The organism is Mycobacterium sp. NGS18 (assembly GCF_059813185.1).
Genome location: NZ_JCALEC010000009.1, coordinates 34,331 through 50,707, shown reverse-complemented (window position 1 = coordinate 50,707; position 16,377 = coordinate 34,331). Strand labels below are relative to the sequence as shown.

At 68.4% G+C, this 16,377-nt stretch carries 14 protein-coding genes; 8 read left to right on the top strand and 6 right to left on the bottom strand.

Annotated elements, in window-relative coordinates; all coding sequences use genetic code 11:
• The first annotated feature begins 30 nt into the window (after positions 1-30).
• Together glnA and AC5Y31_RS16815 are read left to right on the top strand one after the other, a co-directional pair.
• On the top strand, positions 31-1,455 hold the full coding sequence (gene glnA / locus AC5Y31_RS16820; RefSeq protein WP_065024782.1) for a type I glutamate--ammonia ligase: 1,425 nt from the start codon (positions 31-33) through the stop codon (positions 1,453-1,455).
• A 103-nt stretch (positions 1,456-1,558) separates the two neighbouring features.
• A complete protein-coding gene (locus tag AC5Y31_RS16815; protein WP_499981679.1) occupies positions 1,559-2,605 on the top strand; it encodes a MinD/ParA family ATP-binding protein in 1,047 nt (348 codons plus the stop codon).
• Here the strand turns inward: AC5Y31_RS16815 and AC5Y31_RS16810 are convergent.
• Together AC5Y31_RS16810 and AC5Y31_RS16805 are read right to left on the bottom strand one after the other, a co-directional pair.
• Entirely contained in the window at positions 2,593-3,048 is a 456-nt protein-coding gene (locus AC5Y31_RS16810; RefSeq protein ID WP_064853767.1) for a MaoC family dehydratase, read from the bottom strand. The genes AC5Y31_RS16815 and AC5Y31_RS16810 overlap by 13 nt on opposite strands.
• A 17-nt stretch (positions 3,049-3,065) precedes the next feature.
• Positions 3,066-4,268, bottom strand: a complete 1,203-nt coding sequence (locus tag AC5Y31_RS16805) for a CoA transferase (protein ID WP_499981678.1) — start codon at positions 4,266-4,268, stop codon at positions 3,066-3,068.
• Between the two features lie 225 nt (positions 4,269-4,493).
• Here AC5Y31_RS16805 and ag85C point away from each other — a divergent pair, with 225 nt between their 5' ends.
• A complete protein-coding gene (ag85C, locus tag AC5Y31_RS16800) occupies positions 4,494-5,486 on the top strand; it encodes a diacylglycerol acyltransferase/mycolyltransferase Ag85C (RefSeq protein ID WP_065024785.1) in 993 nt (330 codons plus the stop codon).
• Between the two features lie 81 nt (positions 5,487-5,567).
• On the opposite strand, the gene AC5Y31_RS16795 is transcribed toward ag85C, so the two are convergent.
• Together AC5Y31_RS16795 and AC5Y31_RS16790 are read right to left on the bottom strand one after the other, a co-directional pair.
• Positions 5,568-6,248, bottom strand: a complete 681-nt coding sequence (locus tag AC5Y31_RS16795; RefSeq protein ID WP_499981676.1) for a YoaK family protein — start codon at positions 6,246-6,248, stop codon at positions 5,568-5,570.
• A gap of 30 nt (positions 6,249-6,278) precedes the next feature.
• On the bottom strand, positions 6,279-7,322 hold the full coding sequence (locus AC5Y31_RS16790) for a S1C family serine protease (protein WP_065024787.1): 1,044 nt from the start codon (positions 7,320-7,322) through the stop codon (positions 6,279-6,281).
• 138 nt (positions 7,323-7,460) lie between these two features.
• On the opposite strand from AC5Y31_RS16790, the gene AC5Y31_RS16785 reads away from it, so the two are divergent.
• The 5 genes from AC5Y31_RS16785 to AC5Y31_RS16765 all read left to right on the top strand — a co-directional run bounded on the left by AC5Y31_RS16785 (position 7,461) and on the right by AC5Y31_RS16765 (position 12,212).
• On the top strand, positions 7,461-7,868 hold the full coding sequence (locus tag AC5Y31_RS16785) for a TIGR03668 family PPOX class F420-dependent oxidoreductase (protein ID WP_499981674.1): 408 nt from the start codon (positions 7,461-7,463) through the stop codon (positions 7,866-7,868).
• An 18-nt stretch (positions 7,869-7,886) separates the two neighbouring features.
• Positions 7,887-8,693, top strand: coding sequence for a HugZ family pyridoxamine 5'-phosphate oxidase (locus AC5Y31_RS16780; RefSeq protein WP_499981673.1), 807 nt, complete (start codon positions 7,887-7,889; stop codon positions 8,691-8,693).
• Between the two features lie 99 nt (positions 8,694-8,792).
• The gene (locus AC5Y31_RS16775) at positions 8,793-10,895 is read left to right on the top strand and encodes an elongation factor G-like protein EF-G2 (protein ID WP_499981671.1); all 2,103 of its coding nucleotides are present in this window, start codon (positions 8,793-8,795) and stop codon (positions 10,893-10,895) included.
• Between the two features lie 40 nt (positions 10,896-10,935).
• Positions 10,936-11,418 carry a hypothetical protein gene (locus tag AC5Y31_RS16770; RefSeq protein WP_499981670.1) on the top strand — a complete coding sequence of 161 codons (483 nt, stop codon included), beginning with the start codon at positions 10,936-10,938 and terminating at the stop codon, positions 11,416-11,418.
• Positions 11,419-11,456: 38 nt separating this feature from the next.
• Positions 11,457-12,212, top strand: a complete 756-nt coding sequence (locus AC5Y31_RS16765; RefSeq protein ID WP_499981669.1) for a L,D-transpeptidase — start codon at positions 11,457-11,459, stop codon at positions 12,210-12,212.
• A gap of 56 nt (positions 12,213-12,268) precedes the next feature.
• Here AC5Y31_RS16765 and AC5Y31_RS16760 read toward each other — a convergent pair whose 3' ends face one another.
• On the bottom strand, positions 12,269-12,445 hold the full coding sequence (locus AC5Y31_RS16760) for a hypothetical protein (protein WP_499981667.1): 177 nt from the start codon (positions 12,443-12,445) through the stop codon (positions 12,269-12,271).
• A 320-nt stretch (positions 12,446-12,765) separates the two neighbouring features.
• On the bottom strand, positions 12,766-16,272 hold the full coding sequence (car, locus tag AC5Y31_RS16755) for a carboxylic acid reductase (RefSeq protein WP_499981666.1): 3,507 nt from the start codon (positions 16,270-16,272) through the stop codon (positions 12,766-12,768).
• Positions 16,273-16,377 lie beyond the last annotated feature (105 nt).

Here is a 16,377-nt window from a genome sequence, read left to right as displayed (position 1 = left end):
TCTGGCTGTCTGCGCGCAAAGGAGACCACGATGGCCGACGATATATTCAAGCTCGTCGCCGAAGAGTCGGTCGAGTATGTCGACATTCGGTTCTGCGATCTGCCAGGTGTGATGCAACATTTCTCGATCCCGGCATCGGCGCTGGACGAGAGCATCTTCACCGATGGATTGGCGTTCGACGGTTCCTCGATCCGCGGCTTCCAGTCCATCCACGAGTCGGACATGCTGCTGCTGCCCGACCCGGACACCGCATGGATCGATCCGTTCCGGGCGGCCAAAACTCTCAATCTGAACTTCTTTGTGCACGACCCGTTCACCCGCGAGCCCTATTCGCGCGATCCGCGCAACATCGCCCGCAAAGCCGAGAGCTACCTCGCCAGCACCGGCATCGCCGACACCGCCTACTTCGGCGCCGAAGCCGAGTTCTACATCTTCGACTCGGTGAACTTCGACTCGCAGATCAACGGTTCGTCCTACCAGGTGGATTCGGTCGCCGGCTGGTGGAACACCGGTAGGCCCACCGAGTCGGACGGCAGCCCCAACCTCGGGTACAAGGTCCGGCCCAAGGGCGGCTACTTCCCGGTGGCGCCCAATGACCAGTACGTCGACCTGCGCGACGCCATGACCACCAACCTGACCAACGCCGGCTTCATGGTCGAGCGCGGCCACCATGAGGTCGGCACCGGCGGCCAGACCGAGATCAACTACCGGTTCAACACGCTGCTGCACGCCGCCGACGACCTGATGCGGTTCAAATACATCATCAAGAACACCGCTTGGGCGCACGGCAAGACCGTCACCTTCATGCCCAAACCACTCTTCGGCGACAACGGCTCCGGCATGCACGTCCACCAGTCGGTCTGGCAGGACGGCGAACCGCTGTTCTACGACGAAGCCGGTTACGCCGGGCTGTCGGACGCCGCCCGGTACTACATCGGCGGCATCCTGCACCACGCGCCGTCGCTGCTGGCGTTCACCAACCCCACCATCAACTCCTACAAGCGCTTGGTGCCCCACTACGAGGCGCCGATCAACCTGGTCTACAGCCAGCGCAACCGCTCGGCCTGCGTGCGCATCCCGATCACCGGCACCAACCCGAAGGCCAAGCGGCTGGAGTTCCGCTGCCCGGACTCCTCGGGCAACCCATACCTGGCGTTCGCCGCCATGCTGATGGCCGGCATCGACGGCGTGAAGAACAAGATCGAGCCGGCCGCCCCGGTCGACAAGGACCTCTACGAACTGCCGCCCGACGAGGCCGCCGACATCCCGCAGGCGCCCACCCAGTTGTCCCAGGTGATCGACCACCTCGAAGCCGACCACGAATACCTCACCGAAGGCGGCGTTTTCACCCCGGACCTGATCGAAACCTGGATCAACTACAAGCGCGAGCACGAGATCGCCCCGATCAACCTGCGCCCGCACCCCTACGAGTTCGCGCTGTACTACGACTGCTGAGCACAGCTGACCCGAGGCTGACCCGGTATCGGCGCCCCCGCGACTAAGCTGCAGGACTATTGGGCCAGTTGGCCGTGCCGTAGCCGTATGCCTCAAGGAGCCTATGAACCCCGACGACGACTTCCCGCGCAGTCGGCCCGCACCGCACCAGTACCAGCAGCAGCACCAACCTTGGGCACCGCCACCACAGCAGCACCCGCCTTACCCGCACCCGCCTCCGGGTCCCCCGTCCCGGCCGCGCCCGGCCCGCGGCTGGCGGCGCCTGGTGCTGTCCGCGACGCTGGGGCTGGTCAATCTGGGTCCATCACCGGCCGAGCGGGAGGAGGCCGCCTACGAGGCGGCCATCCGGTCCATGCCGAACGGCAGTTACAAGGTCGGCGTCCTGGGCAAGGGCGGCGTGGGCAAGACGACGGTGGCGGCCAGCGTCGGCTCGGTGTTCGCTGCGCTGCGCCGGGCCGACCACGTGGTGGCCGTCGATGCCGACACCGCCTTCGGCCGCCTCGGTAGCCGCATCGACCCGCGCGCCACCAGCTCCTACTGGGACCTGGCCGCCGATCAGAGCATGCAGTCGTTCGCCGACATCAGCAGCCGGGTGGGTGCCAACGCCGCGGGACTGTACGTGCTGATCGGCGAGCCGGCCGCGGGTGGGCGCCGGACCCTCGACGCGGCGCTGTACCGGGAGGCGGCGCTGCGCCTGGACCGGCACTTCACCATCTCGATCATCGACTGCGGTTCGACGATGGACTCGCCGGTCACCCAGGAGGCGCTGCGCGACCTGGACGCGCTGATCGTGGTGTCCTCGCCGTGGGCGGACGGGGCCGGCGCGGCCGCCAAGACCATGGAGTGGCTGGCCGACCGCGGCCAGGGCGGTCTGCTGCAGCGCACCGTGGTGGTGCTCAACGACTCCGACGGCCACGCCGACAAACGAACCCGCTCGGCGCTGACCGCGCAGTTCGTCCAACACGGTCAGGCGGTGGTCGAGGTACCCTTCGACCCGCACCTGCGGCCCGGCGGGGTGATCGACCTGACCAGCGAGATGGCGCCGGCCACCCGCCGTCGCTTCCTGCAGATCGCGGCGATCGTCGCGCGGCACTTCTCCTCGCGGCCCGGCGGCCGGGACACCAAGAACGGCCCCAATCAGAGCATGTAACGCACCACGCTCTCGGCGACGCACGCCGGCTTCGTACCGCCCTCGATGGACACCGTTGTCGACAAGGTCACCTGGTGGGCGCCACCGCCGGCGTCGGTCACCTCGACGACGGAGGTCTGGGCCCGGACCTTGGAACCGACCGGCACCGGCGCCGGGAAGCGCACCTTGTTCAGTCCGTAGTTGATCGCCAGCTTGACCCCCTCCAGGCGGTACATCTGGTGCATCAGCTGCGGCAGCATGGCCAGCGTCATATACCCGTGCGCGATCGTGGTCCCGAACGGCCCGCCGGCGGCCCGCTCGGGGTCGACGTGAATCCACTGGTGGTCACCGGTCGCGTCGGCGAACAGGTTGACGGCATCCTGGGTGATGGTCACCCAGTCGCTCTGGCCGATCGGCTCGCCCTGGCATGCCGCGAGTTCCTCGATCGATCGGAAGGTACGCACCTGCTGTCACTCCTTACTTAATCCGTTGCCACCGTGCCGTTTTGGCGCAGTCGGTCGATCTCGTCGATGCTCATTCCCAGCTCGGCCAGCACCTGCCCCGTATCGGCACCCAGCTCCGGCGCCGCCACCGCGGGCGGGTGGGCGCCGTCGAGGGACGCCGGCAGCCCGGCCGCCAGGTAGTCCCCGACCCGGGGCTGATGCAGCGCCGTGAACATCGCGTTGTCGTGCAGCCGCTCGTCGGCGGCCACCTCGGCGAAGCTGCGGTAGCGGTCCCACAGCAGCGAGGTGCCGCCCAGGGCCGCTTCGATCTGTGCGCCGGTCCGCTCGGCGAACCAGCCGTTGAACAGCCCGGTCAGCACCTCGCGGTGCCGAAAGCGCTGGCCCTCATCGGTGAAGTCGATGTCGCGCGCCTGGGCCAGTGCGGCAATGACTTTCGTGGTTCCGGTCAGCTCGGTCAGGTCCCGGAAGTGCCGGTCGGTCAGCGTGACGACCATGAAGGACGCCCCGTCGCTGCCGGTGAAGGTCTGGCCGTACTGGCCATAGAGCGCGTTGCCGATGCGCTCCCGTCGGGTGCCGTTGACCATCGCCTCGGTGAGAAAACCCAGCGCACTGGCGGTACCCAACGCGACGTCCTCCAAGGCCAACCGGATCCGGCAGGCCTCGCCGGTGCGGTCCCGGCGGTGCAGCGCAGCGACCACCGCCAGCGCGCCGTGCAGCCCGCAGGCGATATCCCACGCCGGCAGCACGTGGTTGATCGGTGCGCCATAGGCCGCCGGGCCGGTCACCAGCGGAAAGCCGGTCGCCGCGTTCACGGTGTAGTCGACGGCCGTCGAGCCGTCGGCGCGTCCGAGCACCTCGAGGTGGATCAGGTCAGGGCGTTCGGACACCAGAGTGTCGAACGAAAGCCATTGCCGGCCCGCCATATTCGTCAGCACCACACCGCTTTCGGCGATCAGGCGCTGCACCAGGTGCTGCCCTTCCGGCGCGCGCAGGTCGGCGACCACCGAACGCTTGCCCTTGTTGAGCCCGGTCCAGTAAATGGACGTGCCGTCTTCGGCGACCGGCCAGCGGCGGTAGTCGGCCGCCCCGCCGACCGGGTCGACCCGCACCACGTCGGCGCCCAGCTGTGCCAGCGTCATTCCGGCCAGCGGCACGGCGACGAAACTGGCGATCTCGATGACGTGCACCCCGGACAGCGGTCGCGGCGCAGTCGGCTGCATGACCTGCTCCTTGCGTCGATGATTACGTCGACTATAGGCCTACCCCGATAGCGGCTCGGCGGGGAGCGAGTCCGCGCCGATTCCCAATCGTTGCCGAACCGCGATATGAAAAGCCGTGGCGGCGAACAGGACACGGCCCGGCACCGTGTTTGACTTCCCGCAGTAGGACAAAACCAGGCATCATTCCGCAGTTTGCGGAGCGACCATTGGGATGGGAAACAAGCTATGAAGAGCGTAGAGAAGTTGCGTCACGCGGCCAGTCGGTTACCGCGCCGGCTGGGGGTCGCGGCGGTGGGGGCCGCGTTGCTGGCCGGTCTCGTCGGAGTTACCGGCGGCTCGGGCGACGCGTCCGCGTTCTCCCGCCCGGGGCTTCCGGTGGAGTACCTGCAGGTGCCCTCGGCGTCGATGGGCCGTGACATCAAAGTGCAGTTCCAGCCGGGCGGCGCGCACGCGGTCTACCTGCTGGACGGGCTGCGCGCCCAGGACGACTTCAACGGCTGGGACATCAACACCCCGGCGTTCGAGGAATACTACGGCTCGGGCCTGTCGGTGATCATGCCGGTGGGCGGACAGTCCAGCTTCTACTCCGACTGGTACCAGCCGTCGCAGGGCAACGGGCAGAACTACACCTACAAGTGGGAGACCTTCCTGACCCGGGAGATGCCCGCCTGGATGCAGGCCAACAAGAGCGTCTCGCCCAACGGCAACGCCGTGGTGGGATTGTCGATGGCGGGCGGTTCGGCGCTGATCCTGGCGGCCTACTACCCACAGCAGTTCCCCTACGCCGCAGCGCTTTCGGGCTTCCTCAACCCCTCCGAGGGTTGGTGGCCGACGCTGATCGGGCTGGCCATGAACGACGCCGGCGGTTACAACGCCAACAGCATGTGGGGCCCGTCGTCCGACCCGGCCTGGAAGCGTAACGACGCGATGCTGCAGATTCCGCGCTTGGTGGCCAACCGCACCCGCGTCTGGGTGTACTGCGGCAACGGGACACCGAGCGATCTGGGCGGCAACAACATGCCGGCCAAGTTCCTGGAGAGCCTGACGCTGCGCACCAACCAGACCTTCCAGCAGAACTACATGGCTGCCGGCGGCAACAACGGCGTGTTCAACTTCCCGCCCAACGGGACGCACGACTGGCCGTACTGGAACGAGCAGCTGGTCGCGATGAAGCCCGACATCCAGCGAGTGCTGGGCGTGGGCGTCGACCCGACCTGATCGATCCCCCGAAACCGGCGTTTTGCAGAAGAAGCCCGAGAGCGGGTCTGCGAAACGCCGGTTTCGGCGTTTGCGCCGCCTTTACTGCCACATCCCCCGGCGATCGACGTAGCCGTAGGTGTAGCCGGTGGCCAGCACGCAGACGACCGTGGCGATACCCAGCATCCAGGTGCCACCGGCCACCAGACTGATGACACCGCCGACGACCGCCCCGGAGACATAGCCGGCGAAGAGCATGAAGTGCCCGAGCCAGTCGTGAACGCTTCCGCCGCTGAGGTGGCGTTCGATGCCCTGGCCCAGTTTCACTACCGTGCCGGTGACGTAGCTCAACGGCGTCGACACTTCGCCGTCGCGCACGAAGGTGGTGTTCAGCGCGCCGACTCCGAACGCGACCAGCAGGATCGGCAGCAGCGGCAGCGGCAGCGTCGGCCCGCCCTCCACGAGCCAGTCGACCAGCGTCGCCGTCAGCAGCGCGGTCGCGGTCAGCAGCAGCGCGCCGTGCGGATGCTGAGGCCAGACCCGGCGCCGGCACAGGGACGCGATCACCACACCCGCCAGAAAGGAGAACAACAGTGCGGCGGCCGAGATCGACAGCCACTCGTTACCGTCGAACACCCCGAGCACCGCACGTCCGGCGTTGCCGGTCATGAACGTGACGAAGTAGCCCTCGGAATGGGTGTATGCGGTGGCCGCCAGCACCCCGGCCAGGGCGGCAAGCACCCAGGACAGCTTGGTTTCGCTGTCGTAGTACCGACGTATCACGCGCGCCTGGAACTGATGGGGTTACCTAGCTCAGCCGACCGGGCCCGGCACCAGGGTCACCTCGGCGCTGTGCTCGCCGCCCATCGGGGTACGCCAGGTCAGCCTGACGGTGTCGCCCGGGTGTTGCTGGTCGAGCACGTCGGTGAGATCGGTGGCCGAGTTCACCGGCCGGCCGTTGACCGAGGTGATGACGTCGTCCTTGGCGATGCCGCTGGCGGCGGCCGGGGTGCCGTCGAGCACCTGCGCGACCCGCGCCCCGCCGTTGTTGTCGATCACGCCGACACCCATGAACGCCGTCTCACCGATGTGCACGGTGGCTGAGGAGACCCCGGACCGGATCTGGTTGGCGATGGCCATCGCCTGGTTGATCGGGATCGCGTAGCCTTCGCCGCCGGGCTGGGCGAACTTGTAGTTGTCGCTGGCCGCGGTGTTCATCCCGATCACCTGGCCGGCCGCGTTGACCATCGGACCGCCCGAGTCGCCGGGGCGGATTGCGGTGTCCGCCTTGATCATGTTGCTCAGCGTCTCGGTGCTGCCGGTCAGCTCGTCGGCGGCCGACACCGTCTGGTTGAGACCGATGACGTTGCCGGGCACCGCACTCGGCGTCCCGCCCTGGCCGCCGGCGTTGCCCATCGCGACCACCGGGTCACCCACGGCGACCCGCGACGAGTCGCCGATGTTGGCCGCCTGCAGGCCCGAGGCACCCCGCAGCTGCAGCACCGCCACGTCGTGGCTGCGGTCGAAGCCGAGCACGTCGACCTCGTAGGTCTGGCCGTTGCCGACCGACACCACCGTGAGCCCGGTGGCCCCGGCGATGACGTGGTTGTTGGTCAGCACAATGCCGTTCGGATCCAAGACGATGCCGGTTCCGGCACCGACCGCGCTCTGGTAACCCATCTGGGTGTCGATGTTGACCACCGCGGGACCGACCTGAGCGACCGCCGCCGACGGGTCGAGCGGGGGCTTGGGCAGCGACGGCGCCGCCTGAACCGGCGCCGTGGCCAGGCCAAGCCCGGCCACCATCGCTGTCACGCTGAGCAGCCACCACCGGCTAGGGCGATGCGATCCGCTCATTGGGTTACCTCCTGAGGGTCAGGTGCAGGCGCCCCGCCAAATCCCCGCGCGCCGCTCATGCCGGGTTAGCGAAACAAACACAGCAAGCTTAGCGGAACCACCGGTTCTGGCTCCAAGCGATGGCCGTAGGCTGGCGCAATGGGCGGTCTCGACCCGCAAGCCCGGTTTGCGCGGGGCCGGGTGGCGCGGCTGGCGACCGTGGCGCCCGACGGCTCCCCGCACCTGGTGCCGGTGGTGTTCACCCTGCTCGACGACGTGATCTACACCGCGGTGGATGCCAAGCCCAAGACCACCAAGCGGCTGCGCCGCCTGAGAAACATCGAGCACAATGCGCGGGTCAGCGTCTTGGTGGATCAGTACGACGACGACTGGTCGCAGCTGTGGTGGGTGCGAGCCGACGGGACGGCGACGGTCCACCACGACGGCGCGGCGATGGCGACCGGCTACCAGGCCCTGCGGGCGAAGTATCCGCAGTACCAAACGGTTGCCTTGGCCGGGCCGGTGATCACGATCGCCGTCGAACACTGGGCATCCTGGCGAGCCTGACCGGGTACTGTGCCGGGCATGGCCAACCGGGATCACGGCGACCCGGGCGATGCGCCCTCGGTGCCACCGGCGTTGACGCCCCTGGCGAACGACGCCCGGCCGTCGGCGGCCGAAGAGGCCCGCACGATCACCGCCGCCACCAACGCCGCCACCCTGGCGACGCTGACCTCCGACGGCGACCCGTGGGCGTCGCTGGTCACCTATGCGCTGTTGGGTGGCGCGCCGGTGCTGTGCGTGTCGCAGCTGGCCGAACACGGCCGCAACCTGGCCCGCGATCCGCGGGCCAGCCTCGCCGTGGTGGAGCCCGGCGCGCACGCCGACCCGCTGGCGAGCGGCCGCGTCACGCTGGCCGGGGCGGTTTATCAGCCCGCCGGCGACCACTACGCCGCGGCGCGCCACGCCTACTTGGCGCAGGTGCCGGCCGGCAAGTACTACATCGACTACAGCGACTTCTCGCTGTGGGTGCTGCAGGTGCAGCGGGCGCGCTGGGTGGGCGGATATGGCCGGATGGATTCGGCGACCGGCACGGACTACCTTGCCGCGCAACCGGATCCGGTCGCCCCGCAGGCGGCCGGCGCCATCGCCCACCTCAACGCCGACCACGCCGGGGCATTGGTGGCGATGGCACAGGCGCTGGGCGGATACCCTGACACCACCGAGGCGACCTGCACCGGCGCGGACCGCTACGGCCTGGACCTCCAGGTCGTCACCGAACGCGGGGTGGCCTACACCCGGGTCGGCTACCGGCGCCCGATCGATTCGATCGATGAGCTGCGCGCCGCCACCGTGGAATTGGTGCGATCAGCCCGCGAACAAAGCCGGTAGTCCCTACCCGCTCGCCGTTTTCCCCGTATTCCTTGTGCTGGGCGGTTCTTGGGGGAAGGCTGGCTATTCAGAGCATGCCGGACACCAGGAGCGGCACCGATGGCAGACAAGACGACCACGCCGGGACACGCGGCGGCGCCGCCCGCCGACAGCCCCGCCGCCATCCGTAACGTCGTGGTAGTCGGCCCATCCGGCGCCGGAAAGACCACCCTGATCGATGCGTTGCTGGTCGCGGCCGGGGTGCTGGCTCGGCCCGGGTCGGTGGCCGGCGGCAACACCGTCTGTGACTACGACGACGCCGAGATCCGCCAGCAGCGGTCGGTGGGACTGGCGCTGGCCTCCCTGCCGCATGCCGGCGTCAAGGTCAACCTGATCGACACCCCGGGGTACGCCGACTTCGTCGGTGAACTGCGGGCCGGATTGCGCGCCGCGGACTGCGCCCTGTTCGTCATCGCCGCGAACGAGACGATCGACGAACCGACCAAATCGTTGTGGCAGGAGTGCGATCAGGTCGGCATGCCCCGTGCGGTGGTCGTCACGAAACTGGACCACGCTCGGGCGAACTACCCGCAGGTGCTGGCCGCCGCCCAAACCGCGTTCGGCGACAAGGTATTACCGCTGTATCTTCCGGACGGCGACGCACTGATCGGGCTGCTGGGCCCGGATGCGGCGCACGCCGAGGCGGTCGAGGAGCAGCGTGGCGCCCTGATCGAGGGCATCATCGAAGAGTCCGAAGACGAGTCGCTGATGGAGCGTTACCTGGGCGGGGAACAGATCGACCGCGCAGCACTGATCGATGATCTGGAAAAGGCCGTCGCCCGAGGCTCCTTCTTCCCGGTGATCCCGGCATGCAGCACCACCGGGGTCGGCCTGACCGAACTGCTGGACGTCGCCACCAGCGGCTTCCCGTCGCCGCTGGAACACCCGCTGCCGGAGGTCTTCACCCCGCAGGGTGCACCCCATCATGGTCTGCGCTGCGATTGTGCCGAACCGCTGCTGGCGGAGGTGGTCAAGACGACGTCAGACCCCTATGTCGGCCGGATCAGTCTGGTCCGAATCTTTGCCGGAAGTCTCCGCCCCGACGCGACCGTCCATGTGTCGGGGCATTTTTCAGCGATCTTCGGCCCACAGAGCACCCATGCCGACCACGACGAGGACGAACGCATCGGCACGCTGTCGTTCCCGCTCGGCAAGCAGCAGCGGCCGGCGCCGGTCGTGGTGGCCGGCGACATCTGTGCCATCGGCCGGCTCAGCCGGGCCGAGACCGGCGATACGCTGTCGGACAAATCGGAGCCGCTGGTGCTCAAGCCGTGGACCATGCCCGACCCGCTGCTCCCGATCGCCGTGCAGCCCCACGCCAAAACCGACGACGACAAGCTGTCGGTCGGGTTGGCGCGGCTGGCTGCCGAAGACCCGACCCTGCGCATCGAACAGAACCCGGAGACGCACCAGACGGTGCTGTGGTGCATGGGCGAGGCGCATTCGGGCATCGTGCTCGACAGTTTGGCCAACCGCTACGCGGTCGCGGTGGACACCGTCGCACTGCGGGTGGCGCTGCGGGAGACCTTCGCCACCAAGGCCAAAGGACACGGCCGGCATGTCAAGCAATCCGGCGGGCACGGCCAGTACGCGGTCTGCGATATCGAGGTCGAACCGCTGGCGCAAGGTTCCGGTTTCGAGTTCGTCAGCCGCGTGGTCGGCGGCTCGGTGCCGCGCCAATTCGTCCCCAGCGTGGAGAAGGGCGTTCGTGCGCAGATGGAGCGCGGTCTCACCGGCGAGGCCGGCGAGGAGGGCTACCCGGTGGTCGACATCCGGGTCACCCTGCTCGACGGCAAGGCGCACAGCGTCGACTCGTCGGATTTCGCGTTCCAGATGGCGGGTGCGGCGGCGCTGCGCGACGCGGCGACAGCCGGCCGGGTGCGGCTGCTCGAGCCGATCGACGACGTCACGGTGCTGGTGCCCGACGACCTGGTCGGTGCGGTGATGGGCGATCTGTCGGCCCGCCGCGCCCGGGTGGTGGGCACCGATAAAGTCGGTGCGGACCGCACACTGGTGAAAGCCGAAGTGCCCCAGACCGAGCTGATCCGGTACGCGGTCGACCTGCGTTCGCTGACGCACGGCGCCGGCTCGTTCACCCGCGGGTTCGCCCGCTACGAGCCGCTGTCGGAGTCGGCGGCCGCGCACGCTTACAGCAATGCCTGATCCGCGCTGGAAACGGCGGGGCCGAATCGAGAGGACACCGATGACGACTATCGCCGGGCTGCCCGCACATGTCCTGCTGTTGCACTTCGTGGTGGTGCTGGTGCCGTTGACCGCGGTCCTGCTCATCATGTGCGCGGTGTGGCCGGCGGCGCGACGGCGGCTGGTCTGGCTGGTGGCGATGTTGGCGGGCCTGACGCTGCTGGTCACCCCGGCGACGGTCAACGCCGGCGAATGGCTGGCCGACACCGGCAAGATCGGGGGGTCGCCCGACCTCGACAGGCACATGGCCGCCGGCGAGTACGGCCTCTACATGGCGTTGGGGCTGGCCGTTGCGGCGGCGCTGCTGGCCGGTCTGCACGTGGCCCTCTCCCGCGGCGGCGCGGTGGCGCCGGTGCTGCGGTTGGGGATCGTCGTGGTGGTGATCGCGCTGGCCGGCGGGTCGATGTACGCGATTCACACCATCGGCGAATCCGGGACCAAGGCGATCTGGGGCAGCCTGCTGGCACCGGCGGAGAATCGCTAAATCTGCGCCGCACCCTGGCGCTTGGCACAATGGATGCCATGTACAGCGTGTGGCGGGGAATTATGGCGATCGCCGGGTCAGTGGCCCTGGTGATGGGGGCGTCGACCGGTATCGGCCAGGCGGCCCAGCCGACACCGGCACCGGGGTTCGCCGTCGCGGCGATCGAGCCCGCCGACGGTGCGGTGGTGGGGGTGGCCTACCCGGTGATCGTGCGGTTCGCGGGGCCGGTCGGTGACCGGGCGGGTGCTGAGCGAGGCATCCACATCGCCTCATCGGGAAACTCCGCCGGCCACTTCGAATGGGTTAGCGACGATGTCGTGCAGTGGGTTCCCGACGGCTACTGGTCACCGCACAGCACGATCAGCGTGGAGGCCCACGGCATGTCGACGGGGTTCGAGACCGGTGACGCGGTGCTGGGGGTCGCCGACATCTCCGACCACACCTTCACCGTCAGCGTCAACGGCGAGACCCTGCGGGTGATGCCGGCATCGATGGGTAAACCCAAGCGCCCCACCCCGATCGGTTCGTTCACCGCATTGTCGAAGGAGCGCAAGATCAAGTTCGATTCGCGCACCATCGGCATTCCGCTCAACGACCCCGAGGGCTACCTGCTCAACGGCGAGTACGCGGTCCGGGTGACCTGGAGCGGGGTGTATGTGCATTCGGCGCCGTGGTCGGTGGACTCGCAGGGGTATTCGAACGTCAGTCACGGCTGCATCAACCTCAGCCCGGACAACGCGGCGTGGTACTTCGACACCGTGCACCTGGGCGACCCGATCGTCGTCCAGGCCTAACCGCGATCGCAAGCACGGCGGAGCCGGGTGAAGCGGGTCGCCGTGGTTGCGCAGTTCTAGCAGGCGCCCAGCACGGCCGTCGGCATGTGCGCCACGTAGCGCTCGGCGCGCTGCTGCGGGCCCATCTCCAGCCGAGCACCCAAGGGGCGCAGCCAGCCGGCCATGCGGCGACCGGCCTGACGGACCAGCGAGCCATGGTTCGTCGAAACACAGTGGGTGACAACAAAAGCCATGATTTTCTCCTGCCGGGATGCCCGACACGACCCAAGGGGTCGGCGGAATTCGCGGTTCAGGCCGCGGCGGAGACGCCGGGGCCGGTGAGGGACAGACGGATTGGACACGGATACGGCCCGTCGCTGGGACTCACGTAGCCCTCACCTCCTTCCGGCCAAGACATGCGGGGATGTCGTTGCCGTCCATCGTGGCACCGAAATCCGGGACCGTCAAACGCGAACGCGCCAAAGCCTTTCGGCGCGAGCAGTCGCGAAAGCCCCCTGCGGAGGTTCCGTCAGGGGGCTTTCGCGACTGCTCGCCGGGAGAAATCTGTTGAGTGCTACAGCAACCCGAGCAGCTGCAGATCGGTGATGTACTTGACGATCACCGCCGGCGTGACGTGCGGGATGTCGTGCGTAGCACCGATCTCGGCTTCCTGCACCGCAGTCCGGAATCGATCGGTGGGTGCGATCGACCCGCAGATCGGCGGCTGCGGCTTCTGGTAGTTGTGCAGCAGCGGCAGCAGGGACGCCTGACGCTGCCGCTCCGGCAATGCCCGCAGCGTGGTCTCGAACCGCTGCAGCCAGTCGCCGTAGTCGGCGATCCGCCGAATCGGGTAGCCGGCCTCGATCAGCCAGTCCACGAACTCGTCCATGCCCAGGCCGTCGTCGTAGGGGTTCATCACGTGGTAGGTGGCGAACCCATCACCGGCAGCGGCACCCAAGGTGGTGGACGCCTCGGCGATGAACTCCACCGGCAGCCCGTCGTAGTGGGCGCGGCTGCGGTTGCCCTCGGCGTCCAGCTCGTAGAACGAACCGGGTGCGACACCGGAGGCGACCAGGCTGAACATCATCCGGGTGAACATGTCCGGCAGGTTGAGCTGGCCGGCGTAGCTGGTGTCGGCCAGGATCATGTCGCACCGGAACACCGCGACCGGCAGGCCGCACAGGTCGTTGGCCTCGCGCAGCAACACCTCCCCAGCCCACTTGCTGTTGCCGTAACCGTTGGCGTAACCGTCGTTGATCGCCCGCACCGGGCTCATCAACCGCACGTCGGCGTCCTCGGTGAACTTGCCCAGCGGGATCTGGTCACCGACACCGATGGTGGAGAAGTAGGTGAACGGCTTGATCTTGCCGGTCAGCGCGACCCGGATCAGCTCGGCGGTGCCGACGGCATTCGGGCCGAACAGCTCGCTGTACGGCAGCACGTGGTTGACCAGCGCTGCAGGGTCGACGATCACGTCGACGGTGTCGGCCAACCGCTGCCAAACATCTTGCTCCAGACCGAGATTCGCCTCGCCCTTGTCGCCGGCGATGACTTCCAGGTGCGTGGCCGCCAGCTCGCTGTAGCGGGCCAGTAGCTTCGCGTCGCCGCTGTCGAAGACCTCGTCGAGGCGGCGGCGGGCAGCGGCGTCGGACTTCGCCCGCACCAGGCAGATCAGCTTGCCGTCCACCGGGGCCAGCCGCTCCAGCCACTCGAGGGCCAGATAGCGGCCCAGGAAGCCGGTCGCGCCGGTCAGCAGTACGGTGCGCACCTGCTCGGACGGACCGGGCAATGAAGGTGCCGCCGCCAGGGTGGCCTCGTCGAGGAACTTGTCCAACGTCAGGTCGGCGGCGGCCACCTCGACGGCATCCCGGCCGTGCACCGAGGCGAACGTCGGCCGTTTCGATCCACTCCGCTGGGCCTCGACGTAGTCGGCCAGCGACGCCAGATCGCTTGCCGGGCTGACGATCACCCCGACCGGAACATCGACATCGAAGATGTCGCGCAGCAGATTGCCGAAGGTCAGGGCCGACAGGGAGTCCCCGCCCAGATCGGTGAAGTGGGTATCGGGGGCCAAGTCGGCGGTCGAGGCGCCCAGCAGTGCGGCCGCGGCCCGGCTGACGGTCTCCAGCGCGGGGCGATCAGCCCCGTGCGCGCGCAGTTCGCTCAGCTCATTGGCCTGGCCCTCGGCCAGCTCGGTGTAGAGCCGTTCGAGGCGAGCGCCGTAGTGCGCCTTCAGTTTTGGCCAGGCCAGCTTGCGGATGCCGGTGAGCAGGCCGTTCTCCAAGGTGAACGGTTCGGTCTCGACGATGAAGTCACGCGGCACCTCGTAGGACTGCAGGCCGGCGTCGCGGGCCACCTGCTGAAGCGACTCGGCGATCGCCGGCTTGAGGCCGGCGGCATCGAAGCGCGCTACGGCGTCCTCAGTGGGCACCACCACCGCCAACAGGTAGGGCTGCGCGCTGTTGCCGTAGACGTAGATCTGGCGCACCAGCGCGCTGTTGCCGAACTCGGCCTCCAGCTTGGCCAGGGTGACGAATTCGCCCTGGGCCAGCTTGAGCACGTTGTTGCGCCGGTCGACGTAGACCAGCTCGTCGGGGCCGACCTCGGCGACGACGTCTCCGGTGCGGTAGTAGCCGTCGGCGTCGAACACCTCGGCGGTGATCTCGGGGCGCTTGTAGTAACCGGGGAACAGGTTCTCGCTCTTGAGCAGCAGCTCACCGCGCGGGTGCGGCTTGTCGGTGCCGAAGTAGCCCAGGTCGGGCACGTCGACCAGCTTGTAGTCCAGCACCGGGGGCCGCTGCACCACGCCGTCGAAGAGCACCATGCCGGCTTCGGTAGAGCCGTAGCCGTTCAGCACGTGCTGTTGGGTGAGGCCCTCGACCCAGGTGCGCAGTTCTTCGGAGATCGGCGCGGAACCGGTCATCGCGAAGATGCAGCGTCCACCGAGCAAGTCACGGCGCATCCGCGCGAGCACCTCCGCCTCGGCGACCGGGTCGCCGGCGGAGGCGTCGAGCTCACTCTGGAAGTGCTGGTAGAGCATCTCCCAGATCCGGGGCACGAAGTTCATCTCGGTGGGCCGCACCAACGCGAGGTCCTCCAAGAAGGTGGAGAGGTCACTGCGGGCGCTGAAGTAGGCGGTGCCGCCGTTGCCGAGGGTGCCGTAGAGGATGCCGCGGCCCATGATGTGGCTCATCGGCATGAAGTTCAGCGTGATCGACGCGGCGCTCGGGCCGAACCAGTTCTTGGCCGACCGCACCCACATCCGCTCCACGTTGCTCTGCGGGTACATCGCCCCCTTCGGTGCGCCGGTGCTGCCGGAGGTGTAGACCAGCAGGGCCAGCGGGTCGCTGTCCTCGCCGGCGTCCCGGGCGGGCATGCCGGCGGGCGACAAAGACCGGCCGCGGCTGAGCAGCTCGGCCAGTGGCTCGACGACGACCTCGACGCCGGCCAGGGCGGCGCGGGCACCGGCCAGCGCGTCGCGGTGGTCATCGACCTGCTCGTGGAAGTCGAAGACCACGAGGCGGGTGGGGGCGGGGCCGGCGGCCACCAGCTCAACCGCGTCGGCCAGCGAGTCGACGCTGGCGGCGATGACGCGGGGCTCGGTTTCGGCCACGATCGGGGTCAGGGTGGCCACCGCCGCGGATGTCTGCAGCGGCACCGAGACCGCACCGATCTGGCCCAGCGCCACGTCGATGACGGTGTAGTCGACGCTGGTGAAGCCCAGCACCGCGACCCGGTCTCCGGGCCGGACGGCGGCGGCGACCAGCGCGGTGGCCAGGGCGCGGACCCGCTCGGCCAGCTCGCCGTAGGAGATGGTGTCGTAGCGGGGCAGCAACTGCGCAACGGTGCGACCGGTCGCCGGGTCGGCGACGTAGTCGACGGCACGCTGACCCAGCGCGGGCCGGTCGGCGTATCCGGTCAGCACGGTCTGCACCAGCTGCGGCAACCCCAGGCCGGGCCGGCCGGCGGCATCGGCGACGGTCCGGTCGGGCTGGGCGGCGGCGAATTGGGGGTCGGTGGCGGCCAGCTCGGCAACGCGGCGGGCCTGCTGGTCGTCAGAAAAGGAAGTAGCAGTCGTCATAACGGAACCTCTAAATAGATATCTCGCGGAAGTGGTTTGCGAAGGGGCGCGACGCTGCGCCGATAGATACTACGTTAGCAAAACTAAATTTATTCCAGCACCTGG

Bases quoted from the DNA above. Each gene is read 5' to 3' on its own strand.
- AC5Y31_RS16770 (WP_499981670.1), top strand. From the start codon at position 10,936: ATGACGACTATCGCCGGGCTGCCCGCACATGTCCTGCTGTTGCACTTC.
- AC5Y31_RS16815 (WP_499981679.1), top strand. From the start codon at position 1,559: ATGAACCCCGACGACGACTTCCCGCGCAGTCGGCCCGCACCGCACCAG.
- AC5Y31_RS16765 (WP_499981669.1), top strand. From the start codon at position 11,457: ATGTACAGCGTGTGGCGGGGAATTATGGCGATCGCCGGGTCAGTGGCC.
- AC5Y31_RS16805 (WP_499981678.1), bottom strand. From the start codon at position 4,268: ATGCAGCCGACTGCGCCGCGACCGCTGTCCGGGGTGCACGTCATCGAG.
- AC5Y31_RS16790 (WP_065024787.1), bottom strand. From the start codon at position 7,322: ATGAGCGGATCGCATCGCCCTAGCCGGTGGTGGCTGCTCAGCGTGACA.
- ag85C (WP_065024785.1), top strand. From the start codon at position 4,494: ATGAAGAGCGTAGAGAAGTTGCGTCACGCGGCCAGTCGGTTACCGCGC.
- AC5Y31_RS16785 (WP_499981674.1), top strand. From the start codon at position 7,461: ATGGGCGGTCTCGACCCGCAAGCCCGGTTTGCGCGGGGCCGGGTGGCG.
- AC5Y31_RS16760 (WP_499981667.1), bottom strand. From the start codon at position 12,445: ATGGCTTTTGTTGTCACCCACTGTGTTTCGACGAACCATGGCTCGCTG.
- car (WP_499981666.1), bottom strand. From the start codon at position 16,272: ATGACGACTGCTACTTCCTTTTCTGACGACCAGCAGGCCCGCCGCGTT.
- AC5Y31_RS16775 (WP_499981671.1), top strand. From the start codon at position 8,793: ATGGCAGACAAGACGACCACGCCGGGACACGCGGCGGCGCCGCCCGCC.
- glnA (WP_065024782.1), top strand. From the start codon at position 31: ATGGCCGACGATATATTCAAGCTCGTCGCCGAAGAGTCGGTCGAGTAT.
- AC5Y31_RS16780 (WP_499981673.1), top strand. From the start codon at position 7,887: ATGGCCAACCGGGATCACGGCGACCCGGGCGATGCGCCCTCGGTGCCA.